At 49.7% G+C, this 20513-nt stretch carries 23 protein-coding genes and 1 other annotated feature; of the genes, 22 read left to right on the forward strand and 1 reads right to left on the reverse strand.

Translation table 11 applies throughout. The annotated features are described in order from the left end of the window. Positions 1-614: 614 nt before the first annotated feature. From FD07_RS05900 to FD07_RS05990, 19 genes are all read left to right on the forward strand, one after another. Positions 615-1493 carry a hypothetical protein gene (locus FD07_RS05900; RefSeq protein ID WP_020089028.1) on the forward strand — a complete coding sequence of 293 codons (879 nt, stop codon included), beginning with the start codon at positions 615-617 and terminating at the stop codon, positions 1491-1493. Further along, a complete protein-coding gene (locus FD07_RS05905) occupies positions 1486-2427 on the forward strand; it encodes a hypothetical protein (protein WP_020089027.1) in 942 nt (313 codons plus the stop codon). Before FD07_RS05900 ends, FD07_RS05905 begins: the two co-directional genes overlap by 8 nt. Positions 2428-2439: 12 nt before the next feature. Beyond that, complete coding sequence (locus FD07_RS05910; RefSeq protein WP_020089026.1) at positions 2440-2982, forward strand: dUTPase; 543 nt, start codon at positions 2440-2442, stop codon at positions 2980-2982. 457 nt (positions 2983-3439) lie between these two features. Beyond that, positions 3440-3973 carry a TetR-like C-terminal domain-containing protein gene (locus FD07_RS05915; protein ID WP_020089025.1) on the forward strand — a complete coding sequence of 178 codons (534 nt, stop codon included), beginning with the start codon at positions 3440-3442 and terminating at the stop codon, positions 3971-3973. Between the two features lie 131 nt (positions 3974-4104). Beyond that, positions 4105-4184 (forward strand) — a sequence feature (ribosomal protein L21 leader region). Between the two features lie 20 nt (positions 4185-4204). Beyond that, positions 4205-4513, forward strand: coding sequence for a 50S ribosomal protein L21 (rplU, locus tag FD07_RS05920; protein WP_020089024.1), 309 nt, complete (start codon positions 4205-4207; stop codon positions 4511-4513). Positions 4514-4541: 28 nt separating this feature from the next. Next, positions 4542-4880 (forward strand): ribosomal-processing cysteine protease Prp, encoded by a 339-nt coding sequence (locus FD07_RS05925; RefSeq protein ID WP_020089023.1) that lies wholly within the window; start codon positions 4542-4544, stop codon positions 4878-4880. A gap of 24 nt (positions 4881-4904) precedes the next feature. Further along, the gene (gene rpmA, locus FD07_RS05930; protein ID WP_027825933.1) at positions 4905-5198 is read left to right on the forward strand and encodes a 50S ribosomal protein L27; all 294 of its coding nucleotides are present in this window, start codon (positions 4905-4907) and stop codon (positions 5196-5198) included. A 415-nt stretch (positions 5199-5613) separates the two neighbouring features. Next, on the forward strand, positions 5614-6678 hold the full coding sequence (locus FD07_RS05935; RefSeq protein ID WP_020089021.1) for a M24 family metallopeptidase: 1065 nt from the start codon (positions 5614-5616) through the stop codon (positions 6676-6678). Positions 6679-6755: 77 nt separating this feature from the next. Next, complete coding sequence (gene efp / locus FD07_RS05940; RefSeq protein WP_020089020.1) at positions 6756-7316, forward strand: elongation factor P; 561 nt, start codon at positions 6756-6758, stop codon at positions 7314-7316. A 37-nt stretch (positions 7317-7353) separates the two neighbouring features. After that, positions 7354-7794 (forward strand): Asp23/Gls24 family envelope stress response protein, encoded by a 441-nt coding sequence (locus tag FD07_RS05945; RefSeq protein ID WP_020089019.1) that lies wholly within the window; start codon positions 7354-7356, stop codon positions 7792-7794. Continuing rightward, the gene (nusB, locus tag FD07_RS05950; RefSeq protein ID WP_020089018.1) at positions 7794-8225 is read left to right on the forward strand and encodes a transcription antitermination factor NusB; all 432 of its coding nucleotides are present in this window, start codon (positions 7794-7796) and stop codon (positions 8223-8225) included. Before FD07_RS05945 ends, nusB begins: the two co-directional genes overlap by 1 nt. Positions 8226-8902: 677 nt before the next feature. Then, positions 8903-9769 (forward strand): bifunctional methylenetetrahydrofolate dehydrogenase/methenyltetrahydrofolate cyclohydrolase FolD, encoded by an 867-nt coding sequence (folD, locus tag FD07_RS05955; RefSeq protein WP_020089017.1) that lies wholly within the window; start codon positions 8903-8905, stop codon positions 9767-9769. Next, positions 9756-11099 (forward strand): exodeoxyribonuclease VII large subunit, encoded by a 1344-nt coding sequence (gene xseA, locus FD07_RS05960; protein ID WP_020089016.1) that lies wholly within the window; start codon positions 9756-9758, stop codon positions 11097-11099. Before folD ends, xseA begins: the two co-directional genes overlap by 14 nt. 1 nt (position 11100) lies before the next feature. After that, a complete protein-coding gene (locus FD07_RS05965) occupies positions 11101-11349 on the forward strand; it encodes an exodeoxyribonuclease VII small subunit (RefSeq protein WP_020089015.1) in 249 nt (82 codons plus the stop codon). Beyond that, entirely contained in the window at positions 11339-12244 is a 906-nt protein-coding gene (locus FD07_RS05970) for a polyprenyl synthetase family protein (RefSeq protein WP_020089014.1), read from the forward strand. Before FD07_RS05965 ends, FD07_RS05970 begins: the two co-directional genes overlap by 11 nt. Then, positions 12241-13056 carry a TlyA family RNA methyltransferase gene (locus tag FD07_RS05975; protein ID WP_020089013.1) on the forward strand — a complete coding sequence of 272 codons (816 nt, stop codon included), beginning with the start codon at positions 12241-12243 and terminating at the stop codon, positions 13054-13056. The genes FD07_RS05970 and FD07_RS05975 overlap by 4 nt, the downstream gene beginning before the upstream one ends. A gap of 96 nt (positions 13057-13152) precedes the next feature. Beyond that, positions 13153-13608 (forward strand): arginine repressor, encoded by a 456-nt coding sequence (locus FD07_RS05980; RefSeq protein WP_020089012.1) that lies wholly within the window; start codon positions 13153-13155, stop codon positions 13606-13608. A gap of 234 nt (positions 13609-13842) precedes the next feature. Then, positions 13843-15558, forward strand: coding sequence for a DNA repair protein RecN (recN, locus tag FD07_RS05985; protein ID WP_020089011.1), 1716 nt, complete (start codon positions 13843-13845; stop codon positions 15556-15558). 155 nt (positions 15559-15713) lie between these two features. Beyond that, positions 15714-17483 (forward strand): prealbumin-like fold domain-containing protein, encoded by a 1770-nt coding sequence (locus FD07_RS05990; RefSeq protein ID WP_057161932.1) that lies wholly within the window; start codon positions 15714-15716, stop codon positions 17481-17483. Positions 17484-17635: 152 nt separating this feature from the next. On the opposite strand, the gene FD07_RS05995 is transcribed toward FD07_RS05990, so the two are convergent. After that, a complete protein-coding gene (locus FD07_RS05995) occupies positions 17636-17965 on the reverse strand; it encodes a hypothetical protein (protein WP_020089009.1) in 330 nt (109 codons plus the stop codon). A 415-nt stretch (positions 17966-18380) separates the two neighbouring features. On the opposite strand from FD07_RS05995, the gene gmk reads away from it, so the two are divergent. The 3 genes from gmk to coaBC all read left to right on the forward strand — a co-directional run bounded on the left by gmk (position 18381) and on the right by coaBC (position 20511). Continuing rightward, a complete protein-coding gene (gmk, locus tag FD07_RS06000) occupies positions 18381-18995 on the forward strand; it encodes a guanylate kinase (RefSeq protein WP_020089008.1) in 615 nt (204 codons plus the stop codon). Between the two features lie 3 nt (positions 18996-18998). After that, on the forward strand, positions 18999-19214 hold the full coding sequence (gene rpoZ / locus FD07_RS06005) for a DNA-directed RNA polymerase subunit omega (protein WP_020089007.1): 216 nt from the start codon (positions 18999-19001) through the stop codon (positions 19212-19214). An 85-nt stretch (positions 19215-19299) separates the two neighbouring features. After that, complete coding sequence (coaBC, locus tag FD07_RS06010) at positions 19300-20511, forward strand: bifunctional phosphopantothenoylcysteine decarboxylase/phosphopantothenate--cysteine ligase CoaBC (RefSeq protein WP_020089006.1); 1212 nt, start codon at positions 19300-19302, stop codon at positions 20509-20511. The last annotated feature ends 2 nt before the right edge of the window (positions 20512-20513 follow it).

The following is a 20513-nucleotide window of genomic DNA, read 5'->3' on the forward strand; positions in this document are numbered from 1 at the left end:
ACAACAGATATTTTAGAACCTTTTTTGCTTGATAAACTTTTGTATCAAATGTTTGTTAGATGCATTAATGAGTTACGTAATTGGCTTGCCATTTAATCGATTGGTAAGTTATTGGATTCGTCAGTCAGTAGCTGGTGTTTTAAACTAAAATTAGTCGTGAGTATAGCAATCGACATGATGCGAAGGACTTGTTTTGAATTTGAGAGAATTTGAAAGGATTTGTTGCATTAATGCTGAATCCAAGCCGGAGGAAGTCAGGGATGGCGCCGGCCGTGACGGCGGTGTTAGGCCGGGTGATTGATTTCCCCCGGTCTTACAGCGTGGGACGCGTTTGGAAACTCGCCTGAACTTGGCGAGGTTTCAAACCGAGCCGGAAGCCAGTACTTTGGCTGCAGGCGGTCCCCACAGCAGGCAGAACCCCTGACAGCCGCAGGCGACCAGTCTCGACAATCCCATCAGCAATGTGGCAAACAAACTCAAAAATTTTAAAAATTTCATTGTTTTCCGGCGAAATTGGGCGAAACTGCTTTATTCTGCGGCGTTTTTTGGTAACATGAACGTATAACCAAATGTTTTCAGCACAGGCTGGGGAACATGAGAATGAGGGATAATCCATGGAAAATCAAGAACAGCAAGCCAATGCAGCCGATGCCCTGACGCAGGTAATCGCAGGTAAACTCGATTACTTAAGTACGATGCAGGCAGCGGTTCAGCATGGCGATGACCGAAAAATCTACGAACTTCTTGATCAAGTTCGCTACTACCAAGAAGTAAAGAAGACCCGTGCTAACCGGTCCGTGAACCATTTAGCCGAATTGGTCGACAACATTCATCCCCAAATTAGCCATTATTTGAGTGACAATTTAATCGATTATTTAGGCCACATTTACCCGTTCTTTTACTACGAAGAATTTACGACGGGGATGTTCCACATTTACTTTGGTAACTGGTGGGACCGGCGATTATTTGGTGACCTAGACGTCATCAATGTTCGTTTTGAGTTTGACAAGACCGAATACCAAAAGCTCCGCGATTCCTTCGGGCTGGAGGGCCAAGGCCAACGTTTGAACACGTCAAAGATTGAAGCTGTTTCCGCTGAAAGCGAAAAGCTACAGGAATTAGTCGATGCTCAGGCAACGCGGGACAACGAGAAGACTAAGCTGCGTGACCAGTTGAAGGAAAACAGTGGCAAGAGCAGCATGCCATGGGAATCTGGCAAGGTTAAAGGCGAACGCCAAGAAATTATCGATCAATTGACGAAGCTGGCGGACGAGGACGAAAAGGCTCTGAACGCCCACAAACAGATCAAGGAAAACGACGATAAGATTCTGGTCTTGTCCAAGGAAGATACGATTTTGAATTACGAAAAGCAAAGCATTCGCGATGCATTTGATGATTTTGAACATTTCGAGGCTCACAATGCTAGCTTGTATGCCGATTACTTGAACAGCCTATTGGGTAAGAGCGAGGGTGAGGTGACAGTCGATGATTAACGAAAACGATCCATCCACGTTAACCACGAGCGGCCGCCTACTGAACTATAACGAAGCCATCAAGGACGGCCTGCAAACCGGGTTGACCTTTACGAAACTCATGGACCAGTTGATTCGGACGACCGATGCTGATGAACTGGTTAGTGCGGCCACGCAACTCGCCGACTTTCAATTGGACTCCGACTACGTTACATTTCCACACCAATATAGTAATGCCGATTACTACCTGTTATTCATGTCACGGATGTTGGAATTGCACGATCAGGGTAGCCAAGTGATCTTGCAGTCACGTGATCACCGTGAAGAGTTGACGCAACAGTTGACGACGTTAGGCGATCGGGGAACCTTTAGTTTCCGCGTAGAATCCTCCGAAAATGGTGGGGTCTTCTACCGTGAACGGGCAACCGGTCAATCCTTGTTCTACCTGAACTTGGAACGCAAGATGTTCCGCTTCAACAGTCATGCGTTGACCCAACTCTTCATCATTGACCTGCACGAGACGGTTCCGGCCGAAACGGTTAAGACCTCCGTTCAGGTATTATTGGACTTTGCGCGTTACTTGAAGGAAGACTACGGTTATTCCGTGGACTTTAACATCTTGGACGCTGCTAACCGCCAGAACTATTCAGTTCGGGCCGCAGATTTGCCAGCAGGTATCGTCGACCGCTTGTTTGTGACGGCCGCTAAGAACGACTACATGCTGACGAACGGTGTGAATGGTAACGGGGCCGAAATCGCGTTGGATAACAACGTGGTCGTGGATATCTTCAATAATCAATTGGAAGGTCAGCCCGAATGGGTCTTGACCGTCCATGATGATGATCAGAAGATTTCCTGGTTCGATGTGCTACTGAAATACCCGTTCATGCGGGATTGGTACTTAGAAAATCTGACGGATCTGGAAATTAAGTCAGACCCACTCGTCTTTGAATAGGGGGTTCACGCGGTGTTAGAACTAGCAAAACTGGTACAGCAGTCCATCTCCTTAGATGAACAGATTACCCGGGATAGAGACATTGAACTTCCCCGGAAGGTTCAAATCGAGAACGCCTACGTCGCACTGGATGTCGAATTGGCTGAAACGGCCAACACGTCCGAGTGGTTCAAGGTGTGGAAGACGCATCGTGGTAAGGCTGATGAAGGCCAAACGCCACGCCAGACCTTACTGACGGAGTATACCGATGCCATGGACTTTTTCTTCCTGGTCGCGGCCAAGAAAACCTGGACGCATCTGATTATGATCACCGAGGAGGACCTGAAGGGGCTGGAGAAGAGTCGGCCAGCTAAGGACCTTGATCAACAATACTTAATTCTAAAGCGCATGTTATTTAACAGCCACTTTGACCACCGACAAGAAGATTTCCGCCACGCTTGGCGGCTATTCTTGAAGTGGGGCTTTGTGGATTTCGGATTTAGCCAAGATGAGATTCAAACGGCTTATGAAGAAAAACGCAAAGTTAACCTGGATCGTCAGGCAAATGATTATTAGAATAGCAACAGTTCAAAAGGATCGCCCAATCGCCGGTCCTTTTTGCGTCTTCAGGAGAAGTTAAGCTTTTCACAGACTGGTTGATAGTATACGAGGGTGTCCTCGGTAGGAATGTGGGCTGTTATGGGCACCGTGTGTCAAATATGGTAACAGTCGCGATTATTAGGAGAAGACTGCTGGCATTTTTGAGTGGGGACTGTTAAAATGCAAGAGCTATGTGTTAAGAACTATTGATTAACATCACTATTACCTAATAGTTCTATATGTAATCGTAACTGTCCTAAAACTTTTAAATTATCGAAGACTGACAGTTACGGCTGAATATTTATAAATTTCATGAACCAAAAGGGAGGGGACTCTTATCAGTCACGTCGATCCACGGGTCGTTCGGACCAATGAACGGCTACGTCAAGCCCTAAGTGTTTTACTTGAAGATCATCAGTTAAGGGAAGTCTCCGTGCAAACACTGACGAAGACCGCTCAGATTACCCGCGGTACCTTTTATCTCCACTACAAAGACAAGGCCGACTTCCTCCTGCAAACGGAGCGACAGGTCGTGGACGAGTGGTTCTTTCACGCTGAAACGATTACGGCGGTTACTGACACCAATACGGCTGCAGGCGTTTTACAGGTGACCGGATTTGATCTGAATGCTGCACTGGAGTATGCGGACAAGCACCATCAGATTCTGGCCACATTGTTTGATACCCAGTTCCCACATTTCCGGGAATATTTACTGGCTACGCTGATTCAGAAGCTGTACCAGTTTGGTTTGAACTTTGAGGGGAAACAACAAAACTTTCACATGACGGAAAACGAAATTCCGGCCAGCTATCTGGCGTCTGCTTTCATGGGGATGATCATGCAGTGGCTGGCCGATGACCGGCGCTTCAGTTATAGCCATCTGGGCCGTAGCTTTGCGGCACTGTTGCCCAGCCCCGAAGCAACGCGGCTACGTGAGTGGTTCATCACGTGTAACCTGGAGAAGTAAGCGTCAGGTGTTTCGGCCTATAGCGATAACGTTCTAATTTAAAACAGGTCGTTGTTTTCACCCGAATTGAAAATAAAGCTTGACGTGAGAAATCCTATCAAGTATAATTTTCATGTTGTATTTGTGGACTTCCACAGCTGCAACCGCTCGGGACAAGTCATTAAGTTTTCCGCTTGCGGAGCACTTGTTTTCGGCGAGTCTAAGTCTAAAATTATAAGGAGGTGCACACACATGTACGCAATTATCGTAACTGGCGGCAAGCAGTACAAGGTCGAAGCAGGCCAAGCTGTTTACGTCGAAAAGTTGAACGTTGAAGCTGGTGAAAAGGTTACTTTTGACCAAGTTGTCTTTGTCGGTGGCGAAACGCCTAAGATCGGGACGCCAACTGTTGCAGGTGCAACTGTTACTGGAACTGTTGAAAAGCAGGGTCTGGAAAAGAAAGTTGTTACTTACAAGTACAAGGCCAAGAAGGGCCAACATACGAAGAAGGGTCACCGTCAACCATATACCAAGGTTGTCGTTGATGCTATCAACGCTTAAGCCTAAAGATTAAAGAGAGGCGATCTCGATGATTCACGCGACGTTCCATCACGGAGCTAACCGAATCGATTCATTCCAAATCACTGGCCATGCTGACTCAGGTGAGTATGGTCAAGACATTGTTTGTGCCGCAGTATCGGTGCTTGCGATCACGACCGTCAACAGCTTGCAACGAATCGCTAAGATTCCGGTGCAAGTCGACAACCGCGATCAGGAAGGTGGCTTTCTGGAAGTCCACCTCCCACCAAAGCTGGAAGCAACGGCTGAACTTAAGGGACAAACGCTCCTCCAGAGTTTTGCGGATGGGTTAAGAGATGTCGCCACAAATTACGCGGATTTTGTTAAATTCGCAGAAACCAAAGATTAATTTGCGGAGGTGAAACTTATGCTGATGAACATGAACTTACAATTCTTCTCTCACCATAAAGGTGGTGGGTCTACTGCTAACGGTCGTGACTCTGCTGGTCGTCGTCTTGGGACGAAGGCTGCTGATGGCTCAACTGTTACCGGTGGTTCTATCCTCTACCGTCAACGTGGTACGCACATCTACCCTGGTGTGAACGTAGGCCGCGGTGGGGATGATACTTTGTTTGCTAAGGTTGCTGGCGTTGTTAAATTCGAACGTCTTGGCCGTGACAAGCGTCAAGTATCCGTATACCCAGTTACTGAAGAAGTAGCTAAATAACACGAGGTTTTCCTCGTACGACTGAAGAGCTTGAGGCGAGACCAATTCGCTTTAAGCTCTTCTTTCTCTCTCTAAAATGAAAGGCGTTCCGTCAGGCTCGTGTGAGCTGGTGGTGATGAACGTTTCTCGAACTGGCTGTCAGTGGCCGCTCATCGCAACTGAAGAAACTGGTCGACTTTGGGCCAGCTACATATCTTTTTTGGTTACGATGGGCGGCGCACGGGCCGGTGATTTCTCTAGCAGGGGTTGCCGTTTTCCTATAAAATGGTACGCTTACCAGGGAAGTCGTCAGGCAAGACGACGGCTTTTATCGCTGATAGTTGGGACAATGGGGTCTTGTGGGCGTTGCCCAGCTACACGGTGAAAGTCTTACCAGAATCAAATTCATCTCTAAAATAGCAAAGGGGTTGAGTTGATGTCGACTAGAATCGAACGGTTACAAGCACAGTTTGACCGGCTCAGTATCGATAGTTTCTTGGTGTCCAGTGCAAGCAACCAGCAGTATCTAGCTGGTGCGAGCGTTGAGGGTGGCGATGGCTATCTTTTGGTAACGGCTAAGGATGCCGTATTCATTACCGATGCTCGGTATCTGACGGAATTGAAGGCAACCATTCCAGACATGCCACTAGCAATCACGCGGGACTATCTGCAGGCCGCTAACGACCATTTACAGGCCGTAGGGGCCACCGTACTCGGAATTGAGGATAGTTTATCCTTGAACGAGTATCAGTGGTTAGACGAGCATCTGTGGACGGACATCGTGCCGTTGGCTGGCGTCGTGGATAATTTACGGCAGATCAAGGAACCGGCTGAGATTGCGGCGATTCGCAAGGCCACTGCCTTGACCAGTCAAGGGGTGACGGCGTTGTTTGATCAGCTCCACGTGGGCATGAGCGAACGGCAAGCCGCACAATGGCTGGAACGGTGGATGGGTGACCACGGGTCGACCGGTACGAGCTTCGATACCATCGTGGCGAGTGGCAAACGGTCGGCCTGGCCGCACGGGTCTGCCAGCGACAAACTGTTGGCGGATCATGACATGGTCACTATCGACTGTGGCTTCTACGTGGACGGGTATACGTCTGATGTCACCCGGACGGTGGCGTTGGGTGACCCCGGTGAGCTGCTCAAGTCAGCTTATCAGGCCGTTCAAACGACCCAGGAAAAGATCATGGCAGCTGTCAAACCCGGTGTGACCGGTGGCGAGCTCGATAAAATCGGACGCGACTACCTGACCACACAGGGTTACGGCGAGGCCTTCATTCACGGGACCGGCCATGGTATTGGACTGGATATTCATGAGGGGCCGAACATTGGTCGTGGCTGGCCCGACGTGATGGCAGCTAATGAAGTCATTACGGTCGAACCTGGTGTGTACTTTGCGGATCAGGGTGGTCTGCGGATCGAAGACGATTTATTGGTGACGCCAGAGGGTCACGAGACGCTGACGACGGCACCACGGAATTTAATTATTCTGTAAGTCACACGCTCATCTTGCTTTTTATGGGTAAAAATTGATATTATAAAGAGGACATATTTTAGGAGGCTGACAACATTATGGCAATTTCTACTGCTGATTTTAAAAATGGTTTAACTATCGAAGTCGATCACGCAATCTGGCGGATCGTTGAATTCCAACACGTAAAGCCAGGTAAGGGTGGCGCTTTCGTTCGTTCAAAGCTAAAGAACTTACGGACGGGTGCTGTGCAAGAAAAGACTTTCCGTGCCGGTGCTAAGATGGAACGCGCTGACATCCAAACGCGTTCAATGCAATACCTTTACGAAGACGCTGACAACCGGGTCTTCATGGATACGGACAACTTCGAACAAATCGAAGTGTCTGACGACCAAATCAAGGCACAATTGCCTTACTTGCAAGAAAACATGAACGTTGACTTGGTACAATTTGGTAACGAAGTTCTCGGTATCGAAGTACCAAACACCGTTGTTTTGGAAGTTACGGCTACTGAACCTGGTATCAAGGGGAACACCGCTTCTGGTGGTTCCAAGCCTGCTACCATGAACACTGGCTTAGTCGTTCAAGTGCCATTCTTCGTTAACGAAGGCGACAAGCTCTCCATCAACACGACTGATGGTACCTACATTTCTCGTGCCTAAGTTTTCATACGTTTAAACAGTAAGGGAGGGTCAACGAATGGCAGAAGATACTAATATCATTTTAGAATCAAAGGAACCCGCACTGGGTAAGATCGAAGTGGCGCCACAAGTCCTCGAAATCATCGTCGGCATTGCGGCTAGCCAAACTGAAGGCGTTGCGCGGATGCGTGGTTCACTGGCAAACAGCGTCACGGAGCTTTTGGGTCGCAAAGAACAACACGGTAAGGGCGTTAAGCTCGTGTTTGATGGCGACGAACTAGCAGTTGATGTGTACGTTTACTTGAATTACGGGGTAGCGGTTCCCAAGGTTGCCTTGGCCATTCAAGATAGCGTGAAGCAACAATTGTTGTTCATGACGGACCTCGATTTACGTGAAGTAAACGTTCACGTGGAAGGCGTCATTCCCGAAAAGACGGCGCAACAGGTTGATCCAGATAACCTGTTCAACCAGAGCGATGAAGGAGACAGTGACCAATAGTGACACTTACACGACATCAAATTCGGGAACGCGCATTTCAAATGCTCTTTGCATTGAACGCCAATCCCGAAGCTGATCAAGACGCGTTGTACCAACGTGTTCTGACCGATGACCCGAACCAAACCGTTCCCGTGCCCGCCTACCTGACCACGTTAGTGCAAGGTGTTTTGGCAAACCAACCCGAGTTGGATGCCCAAATCGACCAGTACTTGAGTACCGGTTGGCAATTAAAGCGGATCGCAAAGACCGACCTGGTCATTATGCGTATCGCTTTCTTTGAAATCGCGCACGTGGAAGAAGTGCCGAACCGAGTTGCCGTTAACGAAGCCTTGGAATTAGCCAAGAACTTCAGTGACGACCGTTCACGGCGCTTCATCAACGGGGTCCTCGCCCATACTCTGGACGGCGATTCCGCTGATTCACAAGCTTAAGCTAAGAGACCGACTGTCCTTTTGGGACGGCCGGTTTTTTGTTTGCAGACGTACGAGCTATGACTGTGGAGAAAAGTGACCGCCTTCGGCTGCCAGGGGTTCCGCCTGCTGTGGGGACCGGTGCGAGCCTGTGGAGCGGTCTCGCACCTCGACTTTAAGCCATGCCAGGTTCGGGCATGGCTTAAAGCTCGTCCCGCGCTGTAACCCCGGGAAGAACCGAGCGCCCGGCGTAACACCGCCGTCACGGCCGGCTGCACCCCTGGCCGCCTGCGGCTATGACTTGTCGCTGTTGTCAGTGGTGGTGGATCTGCGAACCAAAAACGGCGGTGGCAGTGTGTCGGGCGTTAGCTTAGCTATTGCTGAAATACTGATGGTGTGGTCCATGGTCGGTCGGTGGTGACGAGTGGAACTGATGCCATTGAAAAGGGCGAGATGGCTGGTGAGATTGATGACTCGGCGGACATCGGAAATAGAGAGAATTAATTCTTGTGATAAACGCAATAATTTTGGACGGTAGCCCCAATTTTCCAATGAATGTGGTCGACTGATAGGATCAAAGTAACCATAAAATACGCCAAAAATATAGATTTTGTTGTGAGAACGGATACCATCCCCGTTTTCAGATAAGGTATGCTAAAATGGAAAGTAACTTTGAATTTTAGGGGAGGACAAGTCGCATGGCAATCATTATCGACGGGAAACAGATCGCAAAGGACCTCAACGCGCAGACCCAGCAGCGGGTCACCGCACTGAAAGAGCAGGGGGCCGTTCCCGGTCTCGCCGTTATTATCGTGGGCGATGACCCGGCCAGCGCCATTTACGTGCGGAATAAGCACCGTAAGGCCGTTAAGTTGGGCATTAAGTCCGTGGTACGGGAACTTCCCGCAACTATCAGTCAGGCCGAACTCCTCGCTATTGTGAACGAATATAACCACGATGACAGTATCCACGGCATCTTGGTCCAGTCGCCACTCCCCATGGGGTTGGACGAGCAGGCAGTCGTGGCTGCCATCGATCCTAAGAAGGATGTGGATGGGTTCCATCCGCTGAACGTGGGGCGGCTCTTTGCTAACTTACCGGGGCATTATCCGGTCTCATGTACGCCGCGTGGTATCATGACGATGTTGGCTAGCCTGAATGAGCATCTTCGTGGCAAACGGGCCGTGGTTGTTGGTCGTAGCATGATCGTGGGGCGGCCAATGGCGGCAATGTTACTGAATGCCGACATGACGGTAACTGTGGCGCATGTGCATACAAAACATTTGGAAGAGATCACCCGGACTGCCGACGTTCTAGTCGTGGCGACCGGTGTGACCCACTTGATTAAAGGCAATGATATTAAACGCGGGGCCATTGTCATTGATGTGGGGATGGACCGCGATGAAAATGGTAAGCTGACCGGCGACGTTGATTTTGATGCCGCCGTAGACCGGGCTGGCGCAATTACGCCGGTTCCGGGTGGCGTGGGTCCGATGACGATTGCCACGTTGATGCAGCAGACGGTAGACTTATGTGAGTGGAGTGAGCAACTTGGCAGCAACTGATTACTTAACAGTCACGGCGCTAACCCAGTATTTAAAACGCAAATTTGAGGTGGACCCCTACCTGGGTAAGGTCTACCTGACGGGGGAAATTTCAAACTTTCGCCTGCGACCACACGCTCACCAGTATTTTAGTTTGAAGGATGACCACGCTAAAATCAGTGCCATCATGTTTCGCTCGGCGTTTGAGAAGCTGAAGTTTACGCCGGAAACCGGGATGAAGGTCCTGGTCACCGGACGGATCTCCCTGTACGAACCCACTGGTCAGTACCAGATCTACGTAGAACGGATGGAGCCCGATGGTATTGGTCAACTCTATCAGGCCTACGAACAATTGAAGAAAAAGTTAGCCGATGAAGGGCTATTCTCAGCACCTAAGCGGCCGTTACCGCGTTTTCCCAAACGCATCGCGGTCATCACGAGTCCTAGTGGGGCGGTCATTCGCGACATCATTACCACCACGCGGCGGCGTTACCCCATCGCGCAGATTGTGCTGTACCCCGCAGTGGTTCAGGGGGATGGCGCGGCACCGGACTTGGTACGGCAACTCGAACGGGTGAATGCGACTGGAACCTATGACACCTTGATTATTGGTCGTGGTGGGGGTTCCATCGAAGATCTCTGGCCATTCAACGAAGAAACGGTGGCGCGGGCCATTGCGGCAAGCCAGATCCCGGTGATCTCATCCGTTGGTCACGAAACGGATACGACGATTGCCGACCTGGTCGCGGACGTGCGGGCGGCTACGCCAACCGCCGCGGCTGAATTGGCTGTACCCGTCTTGACCGATGAAGTGGTCAAGCTGCAACAGCAACGGACACGGCTGTATAATGCCATGACCAATCGAATTAATTTCCAACAGGAACGCCTCAACAAACTGATGGCCGCTTACGTTTTCCGGCAGCCGCAACGCCTGTATGAGACTTATGTTCAGCGGTTGGATCATGCACAACAGAGCCTGGCACGTAATATGCGGACGCAATTGCAACAGACGCAGCAGCGCTACCAGTTGGCCCAGCAGAGCCTGCAGAGCCATAATCCACTGGCTAGAGTGCAACGCGACCGGACGACGGTGGCGCAACTGGCCGAACGGCTCAATAGCGAGGCCAAACGGTATCTGGCCGATCGCCAAGAACATGTGGGCAAGCTGATCAACGGCTTGGACTATCTGAGCCCACTGAAGATTATGGGGCGTGGCTACAGCTACGTGACGCAAGATGATCACGTGGTGCGGCAGACGGCTGATTTGAAGACCGGACCCGCTACGATTCACTTGAGCGATGGCACCGCAACTGCGGATATTACTGACATTCAACCAACATCGGAGGATTAACATGAGTGAAGAACAAAAACCAACCTTTGAAGAAAATTTAACGACTTTAGAAAATATCGTTGCTCAGCTGGAACAGGGAGACATTCCCTTGGAACAGGCACTCTCGCAATTTCAGAAGGGTGTAGCGTTAAGTAAGGACCTGCAGAGTACCCTGCAAGGGGCCGAGAAGACCTTAGCTACGATGATGGATGATAACGATCAAGAACAAGCTTTCGAGACGCCACAAGGGGGCACAGGTGATGCCGATTGATACGCGGCTAAAACAATTTGAAACGACCTGGGTGCCACGGCTAAATGCACCGTTACAAGCGGCCATCGATCAGGATAGTGGTGACCCGCGGTTGGCTGAAGCTATGGCTTATTCCGTCATGGCTGGTGGCAAACGATTGCGGCCATTGCTGACGGTCGCTACATTACAAGCTCTGAATGTTCCGTTTGATGAGGAGCGTGATTGGCGGCCAGTCATGGCTCTCGAGTTGTTACACACCTACTCCTTGATCCATGACGACTTACCGGCGATGGACAATGATGATCTCCGTCGCGGGGAACCGACTAACCACGTCAAATTTGGCGCAGGGATGGCGACTCTGGCCGGGGATGGCCTGTTGACGTTGGCTTTTCAATGGCTGACCGCGACGGATCTGCCGGCGACAACGCAGGCTCAGTTGGTGCAAGCACTGGCCGTTGCGGCCGGTCCTGGCGGCATGGTTGCGGGTCAGGCCAAGGACGTGCAGTCCGAACATGTGGATTTGCCACTGGCTAAGCTACGCGTGCTCCACCGGGAAAAGACCGGGGCCCTACTTCACTATGCGGTGCAGGCCGGATTGATTATCGGCCAAGCCCCACAAGCGCAGTGGACACCGTACCTGCAATTTGCCGATGCCTTTGGACTGGCGTTCCAGATCTACGATGACATTCTCGACGTGGTTGGAACAGCAGCCGAGTTGGGCAAGGCCACGCAAAAAGACGCTGGCGAAGCCAAGAATACCTATCCGGGTAAGCTGGGCTTAGCGGAAGCGAACCAGGCGTTGATCGACACGATTCAGACTGGTCGGCAGGCGTTAGCCGCCTTGCCCGCCGGTGAGGGGTGTGACCTCTTGGCGTCATTTTTCAGTTACTTTGATACGAAACGGGTGAAGGCATGAAGAAGAAACGCGTTGCGGATTTATTAGTTGAACAGGGCCTGTTTACGTCGTTAGACGAGGCTAAGCGCGCCGTTATGGCGGGTGAGATCCTGGGAACCAACGAGGAACGACTGGACAAGCCGGGTTCGATGATTTCGGCGGATACAGAGCTCCATTTGAAGGGCCATCCGTTACCCTACGTTTCGCGGGGCGGTTTTAAGCTGGCCAAGGCACTCGATGTCTTCAAAATCGACGTGACCGACCGCGTCGTTTTAGACATTGGGTCATCGACCGGGGGGTTTACCGACGTGATGCTGCAAAATGGTGCTAAGCTCAGCTACGCCTTGGATGTCGGTAGTAACCAGCTCGTCTGGAAGTTGCGCCAAGACCCACGGGTCATCGTCATGGAGCATACCAACTTTCGCTACAGTAAGTTAGCCGACTTTACCAGCGGTCAGCCGACGTTTAGCTCGATCGACGTGTCCTTTATCTCGTTAAAGATGATCTTGCCACCGTTGAAAAACATTATTGCCGTTGGCGGCGACGTGGTGGCTTTGATCAAGCCACAGTTTGAGGCGGACAGAGCGGATGTCGGCAGTCACGGAATCGTCCGTGACCGTGCCGTCCATACCGCCGTGGTTCAGCGGATTATTGACTTTGCGGTAGCGACTGGCTACAGTGTCCTTGGCCTGGACTTTTCCCCAATCAAGGGGGGCGAAGGCAACATTGAGTTCCTGGTGCATTTACGTTCGGTTGATAAAAATGCAGTCTGTGCAAGTTCAGTTTCCGTTGAACAGACGATTGATGCTGCCTATGAGGGCCTAAATCACTAGTTTATGAGAAAACTATGAGAATTTGCTTTCCAAATACTTAGGTCTGGTATATGATAAGATTATGCATTTTTTATCAGAGAAAAAGGGGGGCCAGGTATGAAGAAGCAAGAACGCCAGCAATTACTCAAACGCTTATTAACCTCACGAGAAATCGAACGGCAGGAGGATTTCGTCCATCTCCTGGAAGCCGATGGCATTCATGTCACGCAAGCGACGATTTCACGGGATATTAAGGAGATGCAACTGGTTAAGCTGCCTGCCGAATCGGGTGGGTATCGTTACAGCCTTCCGGTCCAAAAGAAAATTGATACGCAGAAGAAGTTGCAACGGACTTTGCAAAACGCCTACGTCTCCTTCGCCGTGCAGGGTGAGTTTACTATCCTGAAGGTGTTGCCAGGTAACGGTCCGGTGATTGCTTCACTGCTGGATCAGATGCGCTATGAGTTCGTGTTTGGCACGGTCGGTGACGATAGTTCCGTGCTGACCGTTTGTGTTTCCCATAAGGGCGCACTACAATTAGAAGAGACGATTGACCGCATGATTGCGGACTAAGAAACCGACCACGACTGACCGACCAGCACAGTGCTGACGAAGCAGCTGTGGTCGTTTTAGTCTAAGTGAGTAGTTGACTAATTCCTGAACTTTTGCTGGCTGGGTCGTGTTCTGGCTGAGAAAGTTATAAAATAGAGTCTGTAGACTGAAAATATACAGTCATTTAATATTCAAAAATCACGTATAAAATTAACGAGAACGAATATATTTGCTTTAAATTTGGGAGGCCAGAACGTGTTACAGGAGCTGTCGATTAAAAATTTTGCCATTATTGATCAACTGGATGTGGCCTTTAAAAATGGCATGACGGTCTTGACCGGGGAAACAGGTGCCGGGAAGTCGATTATTATTGATGCCGTAGGTTTACTGGCTGGCGGTCGAGGCTCGGCCAATTTTGTGCGGACGGGTACCGATAAGGCCATTATTCAGGGGAGCTTTGTTTTTCCAACCGGCGGGACGACCTACCGGGTGTTGGATGAACTGGGTATCGATCATGATGACGGTAGCGTCATTCTCCAACGGGAGATTCACGCCAATGGGCGCAACACCTGTCGCGTAAATGGCATGTTAGTCAATACCAATACTCTGAAGAGAATTGGTGAAACGGCGGTCGATATCCACGGTCAGAATGAGCACCAGGAGTTAATGCAACCAGAGAAGCACTTGGGGATGCTCGATGAGTTCGCCGGAAACAAGGTAGCCGAGTTACGTGAGGATTACACGCAGAAGTACGCAGCGTACACGCAACTCAAGGCGACACTGGAGAGTCGGCGGGCCAACGAGAAGGAATGGGCCCAACACCTCGACATGTTAAAATTTCAGGTCAACGAGATTGAAACGGCTCAGCTGCAGGCTGGCGAAGAAAATGAGCTGGTGGCGGAGCGTGACCGGTTAGATAATTTCCAAAAGATCAATGACGCCCTCCAACAGACGCAGGTTATTTTAACCGGTGAAGAGACCAGTGCCGGCGCGAATGATCAAATTGGAAGTGCCATGCAGTCGATGCAGGCCATTGCTGACTTTGATCCGGCATTTAAGCAGATTGCATCGAGTCTGGAGACGGCCTACTACGCGTTGAGCGATGCCGTGGGGGATGTTTCCTCGCAGCTGGACTTGTTGGAATGGGACGAGGGCCGTTTGGATGAAATCGAACGGCGTCTGGACGTCATCAATCAGTTGAAGCGCAAGTACGGCGACTCCGAAGAACAAGTCCTCAGTTACTACGACAAGATTGCTGCCGAGCTCAAGCAGATGCAGTCAACCGATGAGACGGCGGATGATCTGGAAGACCGGGTTGCTAGTCAAGAGTCTGTGCTGTTGAAGTTGGCGGAGAAGCTGAGCAAGGCTCGGCAGGAGGCAGCTAAGCGCTTAGAAAAAGCCATTCACGGCGAATTGGCCGATTTGTATATGGATAAGACCGTCTTTGCCGTGCATTTCACCCGTTCTAAGACGCAGTCACTGATGAGTACGGGGTTAGATCACGTGGAATTCTACCTGCGGACCAACCCGGGTGAAGCCATGCGACCATTAGCCAAGATTGCGTCCGGTGGGGAACTGTCCCGGATCATGCTGGCATTGAAGACCATCTTCTCTGAGTCGCAGGGCATTACGTCAATTATTTTTGATGAGGTCGATACCGGTGTCAGCGGTCGGGTGGCTCAGGCCATTGCCGAAAAAATCAGTGGGATTGCGCAGGCGTCACAGGTGCTCTGTATCACACACTTACCACAAGTCGCTGCGATGGCGGATCACCACTACTTCATTGCCAAGCAGGTCGTCGCAGACCGCACCGAAACTTCCCTAACACGTTTAGACGAATCTAGCCGAGTGGATGAATTGGCTCGGATGTCGGCAGGAACTCAAGTCACGAAGCTTGCGTTGGAACACGCACATGAATTGTTAAAATTAGCCGATGAGGTCAAGGATTCCCATCACAAAACTAAAAACTAATAAGTGTATAATAAAAGTCGTTATCAGGTGATTGATAACGGCTTTTATTATTGTGTACAACTTAGTTTAATGCTATTACAAATTACCCCTTAAATTAAATTAATGATTGATATATAATTGATTTAGCAAACAAAAACGGTGTAGAGGTGTGCGTCATGTGGAAAAGAATTGGATTATTGGGAGTTAGTTTATTAGTTGGACTGGTTATTTTAGTGAGTGGTGGGCAGATAAGAGCACAAGCGGATGATGTTACGACCCTTATGAATGGGCTAGATGGACCTAGTGCTGTTGAAATAAATAAGACAGGTGATGGCGGAATATGGCAAACGATTCCGACTGATTCCACTCTTGAGTCGGGTGAAAATTACTATCTGCATTATAACTGGACTATAAATAATGGTGTGACAATCAATGAGGGTGACACGGCGACAGTGACATTGCCTGCCGGCTGTAGCCCAAGTATCGCTTCCGGTTCTTCAGTGACCATTACGGATTTCTCAACAAACGAAGAGGTTGCTTCGCTTGTTGTTGATAAGAAGGGAGAAGGTGGAGCTGATTCAACGGCCCATATTGAGTTTACAAAGGATCTCAAGGATAACTACAATCGTCACGGAACATTGTCATTTTATGCGGGTGGAACCGCTGAGAACACGGCATCTGGGAATGCGGTCATTACAAAGAATGGTTGGGTTCAGGAATCCCGGGGTAGTGCTGGAATTCCGACACAGACGACCTGGGATATTGACTTCAATTCATTACACCAAAATTTGGGTGAAGTTACGTTAACTGATACCTTGGGAGATTTTCAAACGTATGATCCGGACAAAGATAAAATCACAGTTTTGCAAGTAAAAGATCCAGATGGTACTAATGAATCAGATTCAGAAGCTGTAAAGTACACGCCTAAAGTATCTGTGGATTCGAGTGGCAAGATCATTACATTTGAATTTCCCAATATAGATTCTAAAGAAATTACAATTTGGTATACGTCGACGGTGTCTAATAGTTTATCCGGTTCAGGTGGTTCCTTGGGCAATGGTGTTTCCATGATAAGTGCCAATCCGACAACTGGTGATAAAGGAACTGAAAATGGTACCGGAGCGGCGGATAATCCGGCCAAAATGATTAAAAACTTTTTTTGGGGTGGTTATGGTGAGTATCAAGGAGGTTATCGCCGTACAATTGTTTTAACTAAGACTGGCGTTAATGGGGTGCGCCTCAAAGGAGCAACTTATACGTTAACGAATTCAAAATCGAGTTCAAATAAAAAAGAGTATCAAGGAACCACTGATGAAAATGGTCAAATATTCTGGGAAAATATGGCTCCTGGAAGTTATACCTATGTAGAGAATTCGGCTCCGGATGGTTATGCAGTGGATTCGACCCCGTATAAGGCAACAATTACTGCAAATGATGGTCCAGATGACTTAAGTGTCAGTGCAAGTGACAAGCTAAAAGAGTCCAGCAGTAGTTCTAGTGATAGCTCTAGCGATAGTTCCAGCAGTAGTTCTAGTGACAGCTCTAGCGATAGTTCCAACAATAGTTCTAGTGACAGTTCTAGCAATATTTCTAGTGATAGCTCTAGCAATTCCAGAGAATCTGATTCTTCCGATAGTTCAGATGGCTCCAGCAATTCTAGTAGCTCCAACACCAGTTCCACGAGTACTTCATCCACTAAAGCCAAGCGCACCACGGTAGCTAACGTAGTGTCCAGCAACTCTAGTTCTACCACGCCACGTAACGGTGGAACCGCAGCCGGCACAACGGCTAACACGGCTTCTAAGGCTACTAAGCCTCGTACCAATGCCAATGGTTATTTACCGCGAACTAACGGGCAACGTAGCTTGTTAGCCATGCTGATTGGCTTCTTAATCTTAGGCTTGAGTCTCGCCGCTTCACAGTGGCGGAGGACTCACGTTAAGTGATAAGTAATTTTACAGAACTGATCTCATTCAGATAACCTGTGTGAGGTCAGTTTTTCTATACTAGTGGTTCACTTCAAAGTAAGAAAAAAAGTCCCCCTGAAGAGCTTGTTGTAAACATGAGCTGTTCCAGGGGGACTTTGTGATTATAAAGTTTAACGAGCGCGTTGGACTGAGCGTAAGAGACCGGGGGTAACGATGGTCGTTAAGGCCCGACTTTGCTTGAGGATAAGGTGACCAGCGGCGTCTTCTTTCAGATGGCCGATGACCGTGGCAGGGGCCACATCCGTAGCGGCTTTAAATTGGAGTCGGACTAAGTAGTGTCGGTCGAGTGCTTGCTGAATAAAGTAGTTTAATTGAAAGGCGGGCATCTGCGGATAAACGACTTGGCCATTAATCACTGGCAAGTCACTGAAGAGTTCTTTGTACGCGGTTGCTACCCGATCAGACAGGGCAGTCGTGCCATTAGTAATTAAGTTTTGCATGCTGATCACCTCGAACGTTTGTTTGTATTTTCATTATACGAACGCGTGTTTGATATTGCAAGCCTTTTTTCTCGCGATTTGCGATTATCTTAATCTTTCAGGTAGTTAACGAGCCGCTAAACCAGTGATATCAGTGACTTGTGAGCCTGACATGACTTTTTCTGTTCTGAATATTAGTGATAACGGGTTAGACTTTAGTGTGGAAATGGTTGCTGACACCCCGAACAGCTGCTTTAAGCGCTGAACCGGAACTTTTTCAACGTTTTCGGTGCTAAGGGGAGTATTTCTTCCTAAATAGTGGTAATATAGTAACCTATAGATTATAGCTGAAGTCAAAGATGATTGACTTTAAACGACACGGTGGCCAGTGGTGACGGTGTCATAATTAAATTTTTATTGAAGGGATTTTTAAACGATGGCTAAACGTGGAATGCTCATTGTGCTTTCAGGTCCATCCGGTGTTGGTAAGGGAACGGTGCGTAAGGCATTGTTTGAGACCGGCGCGACCGACTTTTCTTACTCCATTTCGATGACAACGCGGAAACCGCGTGAGGGCGAAGTCAACGGTGTCGACTATTACTTTGTCTCCAAAGAGGAATTTGAGGAGAATATTCGGACCGGACAGATGCTGGAATACGCCAAGTATGTTGACAACTACTATGGCACCCCGTTAAAATATGTTAATGAGACCTTGGATCAAGGCAAGGATGTTTTCTTGGAGATCGAAGTCAACGGTGCCATGCAGGTTCGGGCAAATTGCCCTGATGCCGTCTTTGTTTTCTTGACGCCGCCTGACTTGATGGAATTGAAGCACCGGTTGATTGGTCGGGGAACTGACGCCATGGACGTCATTAACAAACGAATCAAAAAGGCCGTTGGTGAAATTCAAATGATGCGCAACTACGACTACGCCGTGGTAAACGACGAAGTCAACAAGGCAGTTGATCGGATTCAAATGATTATTCGCAGTGAACGGTTACGGGTAACCCGGGTCATGCCGGATTACGAACAAATGATTGGAGACGAATAAATAATGCTACTTTATCCCTCAGTTGATGATTTATTGGCACAAGTGGATTCACGGTATTCTTTGATTATGTTGGCTAGCAAGCGGGCACACGAACTCGATGCCGGCGCTAAGCCACTGTTGACCGACTACAAGTCGCCTAAGACGATTGGCCGGGCCCTCGAAGAAATTGCGGCCGGTGCTTTAATGATCGATCCGGACGAAAAGGATTTGAACGCCTAACACGGGCATTTCAGAAAAGACCAGGTTGCCGTTGGGTAATCTGGCTTTTTTTAAACCATTGGTAAAATGCGAACGGAGGGAAAGTATGTTTGAAGGGAAACATGTGACGTTAACCATCAGTGGGAGTGTCGCAGCTTATAAGGCCGCGACACTTGCCCGCGCGCTTCAACGTGCCGGGGCAACCGTACGAATCGTTTTGACCCAGGCCGCCGCAAAGTTTGTGACGCCTGCGACCTTTGCGGCCCTGACCAAACAGCCAGTACTGACCGATGCCACCTGGTGGCGCGACGACGGTCAAATTGCGCACGTCGAGTTAGCCGATTGGACCGACCTCGCCATTGCGGCGCCGGCATCCGCGAACCTAATGGCCCAGTTTGCTAACGGCCTAGCCGATGACGTAGCAAGTGCGACCTGGCTTGCGACCAGTGCACCCAAGATTGTGGTGCCAGCCATGAACAACCACATGTGGCAGGCCGCCGCGACCCAACGCAACCGGCAACAACTCATTGATGATGGCGTGACCGTGTTAAAGCCGGCCACCGGCGCCTTGGCCGAAGGGTATTCTGGGACGGGACGCTTCTTGAAGCCCGCCGAAATTGTCCGTCAGATCAGTCAGTTGGCCCTCTTCACACCGCAAACGTTGCAGGGAAAGTCGGTCATCGTTACGGCCGGCGGGACGCGTGAACGCCTCGATCCCGTGCGTTTCTTAACCAACGACTCTTCCGGTAAGATGGGGTACGCGGTGGCGGCGGCCGCCCAACAAGCGGGGGCCAACGTGACACTGATTACCGCCCCAACGCGGTTGACGCCACCGGCTGGTGTGACTGTCGTGCCCATCCAAAGCACGACGGACTTGGCGAACGCGGTCTTAACGCGTTTTCCTGAGGCAGATGCGCTCGTGATGGCCGCGGCCGTTGCGGATTTCCAGCCGCTGACGACTGCCGATCAGAAGATCAAGAAAACTAAAGATAATGATGAATTAATTTTAAAATTAAAAAAAACACCGGACATCCTGGCCGAAGTCGCCAAAATCAAGCGTGCGGATCAGGTGACGGTGGGCTTTGCTGCGGAAACACAGAATTTACTTGCTAACGCCCAGCACAAGCTCGAAAGTAAGTCGTTAGACCTTCTGGCTGCCAACGACGTTTCCCGGGCGGACATCGGCTTTAACAGCGACGATAACCAGGTCACGTTCATTCAAGCGGACGGGGTCAGTGATCAGACACCCAAGACCAGTAAGACCCGGATCGCGGCGGCACTGGTCGCCAAACTTGCAACAATTTTAGCAACGAAATGAGG

The sequence above is a fragment of the Levilactobacillus parabrevis ATCC 53295 genome, from assembly GCF_001434055.1.
GTDB classification, from domain to species: Bacteria; Bacillota; Bacilli; order Lactobacillales; family Lactobacillaceae; genus Levilactobacillus; species Levilactobacillus parabrevis.